This window comes from Kitasatospora sp. NPDC091257 (genome assembly GCF_044757675.1).
GTDB classification, from domain to species: Bacteria; Actinomycetota; Actinomycetes; order Streptomycetales; family Streptomycetaceae; genus Kitasatospora; species Kitasatospora lactacystinica.
The window spans coordinates 1-6,717 of the sequence record NZ_JBIVVI010000429.1; the positions used below are offsets into that span (position 1 = coordinate 1).

Sequence of the window (6,717 nt, forward strand, 5' to 3'; positions counted from 1 at the left end):
GCCCCGGGGCCCTAGACTGCTGCGCGTCGGCGCAGCAGAGGGCGGCCGAGCGGCAGAGGGCGGGATCGGCGGCGCATGGGGTACCCGGTGGAGCAGCAGCAGGAGTGGGGCGGACCGCAGGAGGCGCCGGCGGGCGGTTCCTGGCCGGCCAACGAGCTGGAGCAGGTGCTGACCGCGGCCCTGGGCGACCCGGGCGCGACGCCGAGGGTGATCGAGGTGCTGGCGCGCAGCCAGGTGTGGGTGCCGCTGCCGGCCGGGGCCGATCCGCAGGGACAGGCGCTGGACCTGCCGACCGTCGAGCTGGGCGGTGACCCGTACGTGCCGGTGTTCTCCTCGCAGGAGGTGTTCCTCCAGCAGGCGCCGGGGATGGCCTTCGCGGTGGCGCCGGTGTGGGAGTTCGCCCGCGGGTTGCCGCTGGGCGTGGGCATCGCGGTGAACCCGGACGCGGCCGTGGGCATCCCGGTGCCGCCGCAGGGGGTCGCCGAGCTGCGCCGCGGTCCGCGCGGGGACCGCTGGGAGGCCGCCGACGACGCCACGGCGCCGACCGGAGGCCGGGTGGCGCTGCGCGAGCCGGTGCCGGGCGAGGACCCGGAGCACTTCCTGGCCGCCTGCCGGGGCGAACTGTCGTCACTGCCGGGAGTGTTGACCGCCCGCAGGGCGCTGGCCAGCATCGAGGGCGAGCCGACCGTGATGTTCGTGGGCGTCCAGCTGGACCCGGCGGCACCGGCCGATCCGGCCGCGGTGAACGACGCGCTCGGCCGAGCGCTGGGAACCGCGCCGCTGCCCGGCGGCGTCCACCTCGTACTGCTCGACCTCGCCGACGACCCGGTGGTCGAGTGGCTGCTCACCCGGGTACTGCCGTTCTATTCGCGGGGCTGAGCGGGGTTCGTATCAAAGGCACGTCGCCGTGGCGGTGGCCGGTGCAGCGCCATAGGGTGCGTGCAGACGGCCGACGGGCCGGCGGGTTGAGGGAAAGAGGCGCGGCGAGGTGGGCGCATGAGTGCGGGAACGGGAGCGGGCGGTGTGCCGGGGCCCTGGGGCCAGGCACCGGCCGGGCGCCCGGGAGCTGATCCCGGCGCGTTGGAGCGCGCCCTGCGCGACGTCGCGCCGGAGCGCTACGACGCGTACGAGGGGCTGCTGCACGCGCTGGCGGACGGCCAGGTCTGGATGCTGCTGTGGCACGGCACGCCGGGCAGCCCGGACGCCCAGTACGGGAACATGGAGATCAGCGGCCACGGCTACGCGCCGGCCGTCACCTCGTCCGAGCAGCTGACCGCCTCCGGCTGGGCGCGGGCCCACGAGGTCATCTCCGGCCGGGAGATCGCGGCCTCGCTCTACCGCACCCGCTGGGGCCTGTGGCTCAACCCGCACGCGCCCGGCGGCGGCGTCGGCGTGCCCTGGGCGGACCTGCGGCGGGTCGCCGCGGGCCTGGACCGGCTGCCGGCCGGGCCGTTGAAGCTGAGCGAGCCGCAGCTGAACGCCCAGTCGTTCTTCGCGCTGCTGGAGCGGCAGGCCGCCGAGGTGCGCGCCGTGCGGGCCCTGCGCCGGGCCTGGGTGCAGCCCGCGGTGGGGGAGCCGTACCTGGCCATCGGCCTCGACCTGTACGAGAGTTCGCCGCCGGCGGTGGAGGCGGTGCGGGCGCTGATGCAGCGTGCGATCGCGGTGGCCCCGGAGGGGCTCGCGGTGTCGACGGTGGCGATGTCGGACGAGTACGACCCGGTGGCGCTGTGGATGCGCGCCAACGCGCGGCCGTTCTTCGACCGGGAGGCGGGCCGCCCGCCGACCGGTCCGTACCCGCCGGTGCCCCCGCCGCCGTACCCGGGGCAGTCGATGCCGGGTTACGGGTACGGCACCCAGCCGCCGGCGCAGGGCTGGCAGCAGCAGCCGCCGCAGCGGCCGTGGCCCGGCTACCCCGGGCGCTGATTCCCAAAGCTCATTCCCCGAAGCCGACTTGATTGTCCGTCAAGTCGGCTTCGATGCTTTCCGGACGAATTTCCGGATGTGTGCTCCGGTCATCTTGACATGGCAGTTACAGCCATGTGAAGAGGTATATGCCGAAGACCGGGGAGGTGCATGCACGCAGATCACAGTTGGGCATCTGTCGGTTGGCAGGGCTGGCGCAAGCCAGTTCGGATGGCAGAGAGTTCTGCGCAACGCACCGCGCGTGCTTGAACCCCACAAGGGCGAGCGCGCACGCCGACAGTCCGCCCACGCGACGCCCATCCCGCGTGGTGGCAGTGCCTGTGCACGACGCACTGCCGTCAACACCCGCTCCTCCTAAGCACCTCCGCACGTCCGCAGCCGCACCGCCGAAGCCGGCGACCGGCACCCGTGGGCCGGCCACCGTCGGCGAGGGGACCAACTGACCATGACCGCAACCGTGACCACCGCCGGGAACGATCCGGAGGCACCCGCCACCGCAAGCCCGGCCAAGAAGATCGAGGGCCGCTCCCTCGGCCAGATCGCCTGGACCCGCTTCAAGCGGGACAAGGCCGCCGTCGCCGGCGGCGTCGTGGTGATCCTGCTGATCCTGCTCGCCGTGCTCGCCAAGCCGATCGAGTCGATGTTCGGGCTCGACCCGGACGCCCTCCACCAGGACCTGCTGGACGCCGACCTCGGCGGTCTGCCGTTCGGCGACTGGGGCGGCATGAGCTGGGACCACCCGCTCGGCGTCGACCCCCTCCAGGGCCGTGACCTGCTCACCCGCGTCATCGAGGGCTCCTGGGTCTCCCTGCTGGTCGCCTTCGGCGCGACCCTGCTGTCCAACACCATCGGCACCGTGCTCGGCATCATGGCCGGCTACTACGGCGGCTGGGTGGACACCCTGATCAGCCGGGTGATGGACGTCTTCCTGGCGTTCCCGCTGCTGCTCTTCGCCATCGCGATCTCGACCTCGCTCCAGGGCGGCGCGTTCGGCCTGCACGGCCTGCCGCTGCACATGCTGGTGCTGATCTTCGTGATCGGCTTCTTCAACTGGCCCTACATGGGCCGGATCGTGCGCGGCCAGACGCTGTCGCTGCGCGAGCGGGAGTTCGTCCACGCGGCCCGCAGCCTGGGCGCGCGCGGACCGTTCATCCTGTTCAAGGAACTGCTGCCCAACCTGGTCGGTCCGATCCTGGTCTACTCGACCCTGCTGATCCCGACCAACATCCTCTTCGAGGCCGGGCTGAGCTTCCTCGGCGTCGGCATCCAGCCCCCGCAGGCCTCCTGGGGCGGGATGCTCCAGGACGCGATCCGGTACTACCAGGTGGACCCCCAGTACATGGTGGTCCCCGGTCTGGCGATCTTCGTCACCGTGCTCGCCTTCAACCTGCTCGGCGACGGGCTGCGCGACGCCCTCGACCCCAAGAACAACTGACCCTGTGTCACTCGGACCACTCGTCACTCGACGGTGCGTCAGAATCCCTCCTCCACATCCTCAAGGGGTTGATCTCACCCATGCGTAGGTCCCGTACCGTCGCCCTGACCGCGGCGGCTGCCGCCGCGGTCCTGGTCGTGACCGGTTGCACCAGTTCGTCGAAGAGCGGAGGGTCCTCCACGGCCTCCGGCTCCGCCGAGGGCGGCTCCGGTGCCAACGCGGCCACCAAGGGCATCGTCAACGCCTCGGACAAGAAGGGCGGGACGGTGACCTACGAGATGAAGGGCACCCCCGACTCGCTCGACCCGGGCAACACGTACTACGCGTACATCTACAACTTCTCGCGTCTGTACGGCCGGCCGCTGACCACCTTCAACCCGGCGCCGGGGGAGGAGGGCAACAAGCTCGTCCCGGACCTCGCCGAGTCGATGGGCCAGCAGAGCGCGGACGGCCTGACCTGGACGTACAAGCTCCGCAAGGGCCTGAAGTACGACGACGGCACCCCGATCTCCTCGAAGGACGTCAAGTACGCCATCGAGCGCTCGAACTACGCGCTGGACGTGAACTCCAACGGCCCGGTGTACTTCCACGATCTGCTGGTCGACAACGCCACGCCGTACGCGGGGCCGTACAAGGACAAGGAGGGCGGCCTCAACTCGATCGAGACGCCCGACGACACCACGATCGTCTTCCACCTGCAGCACCCCTTCGCCGACTTCGACTACCTGGTCAGCGCCCCGGAGACGGTGCCCGTCCCGCAGGCCAAGGACACCGGTGCGGAGTACGTGAAGAAGATCGCGTCCTCGGGCTCCTACAAGTTCGAGTCCTACGAGGACGGCAAGCAGGCCGTCCTGGTGCCGAACACCAACTGGGACCAGAGCACCGACCCGATCCGCAAGCAGCTCGCGGACAAGATCGTGCTCAAGTTCAACATCGACCAGGCCACCATCGACAAGGACCTGCTGGCCGGCAACGCCCAGGTCGACCTGGTGGGCGGCGGCGTCGACCCGCAGACCCAGGCGCAGATCCTGCAGAACCCGAAGCTGAAGGCCAGCACCGACAACGCCTACGGCGGCCGTCTGGTGTACATGGCGATCAACTCCAAGCTCGCGCCGTTCGACAACGTCGAGTGCCGCAAGGCCGTCCAGTACGCGATCGACAAGGTCTCGGTGCAGACCGCGCTCGGCGGCCCGATCCGCGGCCAGATCGCCAACACGGTCCTCCCGCCGGACATCGCGGGCCACCAGGACTTCAACCTGTACGAGACCAAGGACAACAAGGGCGACGAGGCCAAGGCCAAGGAAGCCCTGAAGGCCTGCGGCAAGGAGGGCGGCATCAACACCGTCCTGTCGGCCCGCACCGAGCGCGCCACCGAGGTCGCCGCGGCCACCTCGATCCAGGCCGCGCTGAAGAAGGTCGGCATCAACGCCGAGATCCAGCAGTACCCGCAGGGCAAGTACCTGCAGGACGCCGCCGGGTCCCCGCAGTTCGCGGCCGAGCACAACATCGGCCTGATGATGATGCAGTGGGGCGCCGACTGGCCGACCGGCTACGGCTTCCTCCAGCAGATCGTCGACGGCCGCACCATCAAGCCGTCCGGCAACAACAACCTGGCCCAGCTGAACGACTCCGCCGTCAACAAGCTGATCGACGACGCCGCGATCAACCCCGACAAGGGCGCCCGCGAGAAGATCTACGGCGACGTCGACAAGAAGGTCATGGAGCAGGCGGTCTACGTCCCGCTGACCTACTTCAAGGTCTTCCTGTACCGCCCGGACAACGCCACCAACCTGGTCTCCACCTCGGCGTTCTCGGGTGAGTACGACTACCTGAACATCGGCTCCACCAAGTAAGAGCCTGGCTCCGCATCCCTGAAGGCAGGTGAAGGCAGCGGCGCCCGCCGCCGTCCGGAAGATCCCGGACGGCGGCGGGCCGCCGGAGCCGCCCAACTGTGTTTGCCTACATCATCCGCAGGATCATCGCGGCGGCGATTTTGCTGCTGGTCGTCAGCGTGGTCACCTTCGCGATCTTCTTCCTGCTCCCGCGACTCGCCGGAGAGACGGCCGACCAACTGGCCGCCCAGTACATCGGGAAGAACCCGTCGCCCGAGGCGATCGCCGCGGTCAAGCAGAACCTCGGCTTCGACCAGCCGCTGTACACCCAGTACTGGCACTTCCTCAAGGGGCTGGTCAGCGGTGCCGAGTACACGTTCGGCCCGGAACCGGCCACCTGTCACGTGCCCTGCTTCGGCTACTCCTTCAAGAACCACCTGGAGGTCTGGCCCGAGCTGACCAAGCGGATCCCGGTCACCATGTCGCTCGCCGCCGGTGCGGCGGTGCTCTGGCTGGTCTCCGGCGTCGCCACCGGCGTCGTCTCCGCGCTCAAGCCGCGCTCGATCTTCGACCGGCTCTCCATGGGCGTCGCGCTCGCCGGCGTCTCGCTGCCGGTCTTCTTCACCGGCGCGCTGCTGCTCACGCTGTTCAGCTACGAGTGGCCGATCCTGGACAACCTGCAGTACGTGAACTTCACCGAGAACCCGCTGATGTGGGCCCGCAACCTGATCCTGCCCTGGATCTCGCTGGCCTTCCTCTACTCCGCGCTCTACGCCCGGCTCACCCGCGCCGGAATGCTGGAGACCATGAGCGAGGACTACATCCGCACCGCCCGGGCCAAGGGCCTGGTCGAGCGCAAGGTCGTCACCCGGCACGGGCTGCGCGCCGCGCTCACCCCGATCGTCACGATCTTCGGCATGGACCTCGGGCTGCTGCTCGGCGGCGCGCTGATCACCGAGCAGGTCTTCTCGCTCCAGGGCGTCGGCCAGTTCGCCGTCCAGGCGATCTCCGACAACGACCTGCCCAAGATCCTCGGCGTCACCCTGCTCGCCGCCTTCTTCATCGTCGCCTGCAACCTCGTGGTCGACCTCCTGTACGCCCTCGTCGACCCCCGGGTGAGGCTCTCGTGACCGACCTCCAGAAGTCCCCGGCGGACGCCGCGCAGACCCCGTCGGGCGACCCCTTCCTCTCGGTCCGCGACCTGCGGATCCACTTCGACACCGACGACGGCCTGGTCCGCTCGGTGGACGGGGTCAGCTTCGACCTCCACAAGGGGCGCACCCTCGGCATCGTCGGCGAGTCCGGCTCCGGCAAGTCCGTCACCTCGCTGGGCATCATGGGCCTGCACCGCTCCAAGCGGGCCCGGATCAGCGGCGAGATCCGGCTGAACGGCGAGGACCTGATCGCGGCCGGCCCGGACCGGGTGCGCCAACTGCGCGGCCGCGACATGGCGATGATCTTCCAGGACCCGCTGACCGCGATGCACCCCTACTACACGGTGGGGCAGCAGATCGTCGAGGCGTACCG

At 70.0% G+C, this 6,717-nt stretch carries 6 protein-coding genes; all 6 read left to right on the top strand.

The features are described from left to right. The first annotated feature begins 75 nt into the window (after positions 1-75). A complete protein-coding gene (locus ACIQOV_RS20560) occupies positions 76-879 on the top strand; it encodes an enhanced serine sensitivity protein SseB C-terminal domain-containing protein (RefSeq protein WP_401050362.1) in 804 nt (267 codons plus the stop codon). A gap of 117 nt (positions 880-996) precedes the next feature. Then, the gene (locus ACIQOV_RS20565; RefSeq protein ID WP_401050363.1) at positions 997-1,923 is read left to right on the top strand and encodes an enhanced serine sensitivity protein SseB C-terminal domain-containing protein; all 927 of its coding nucleotides are present in this window, start codon (positions 997-999) and stop codon (positions 1,921-1,923) included. A 445-nt stretch (positions 1,924-2,368) separates the two neighbouring features. Then, positions 2,369-3,358 carry an ABC transporter permease gene (locus tag ACIQOV_RS20570; RefSeq protein WP_359901496.1) on the top strand — a complete coding sequence of 330 codons (990 nt, stop codon included), beginning with the start codon at positions 2,369-2,371 and terminating at the stop codon, positions 3,356-3,358. Positions 3,359-3,438: 80 nt separating this feature from the next. Continuing rightward, on the top strand, positions 3,439-5,211 hold the full coding sequence (locus ACIQOV_RS20575) for an ABC transporter substrate-binding protein (RefSeq protein WP_401050364.1): 1,773 nt from the start codon (positions 3,439-3,441) through the stop codon (positions 5,209-5,211). Positions 5,212-5,309: 98 nt separating this feature from the next. Further along, on the top strand, positions 5,310-6,320 hold the full coding sequence (locus ACIQOV_RS20580; RefSeq protein WP_401050367.1) for an ABC transporter permease: 1,011 nt from the start codon (positions 5,310-5,312) through the stop codon (positions 6,318-6,320). Next, the coding region (locus tag ACIQOV_RS20585; protein ID WP_401050368.1) for an ATP-binding cassette domain-containing protein at positions 6,317-6,717 on the top strand (401 nt) is incomplete at its 3' end. The genes ACIQOV_RS20580 and ACIQOV_RS20585, both read left to right, overlap by 4 nt.

Excerpts from the sequence above, each read along its gene's own strand:
- ACIQOV_RS20560 (WP_401050362.1), top strand. The coding sequence starts at position 76 with ATGGGGTACCCGGTGGAGCAGCAGCAGGAGTGGGGCGGACCGCAGGAG.
- ACIQOV_RS20565 (WP_401050363.1), top strand. The coding sequence starts at position 997 with ATGAGTGCGGGAACGGGAGCGGGCGGTGTGCCGGGGCCCTGGGGCCAG.
- ACIQOV_RS20570 (WP_359901496.1), top strand. The coding sequence starts at position 2,369 with ATGACCGCAACCGTGACCACCGCCGGGAACGATCCGGAGGCACCCGCC.
- ACIQOV_RS20575 (WP_401050364.1), top strand. The coding sequence starts at position 3,439 with ATGCGTAGGTCCCGTACCGTCGCCCTGACCGCGGCGGCTGCCGCCGCG.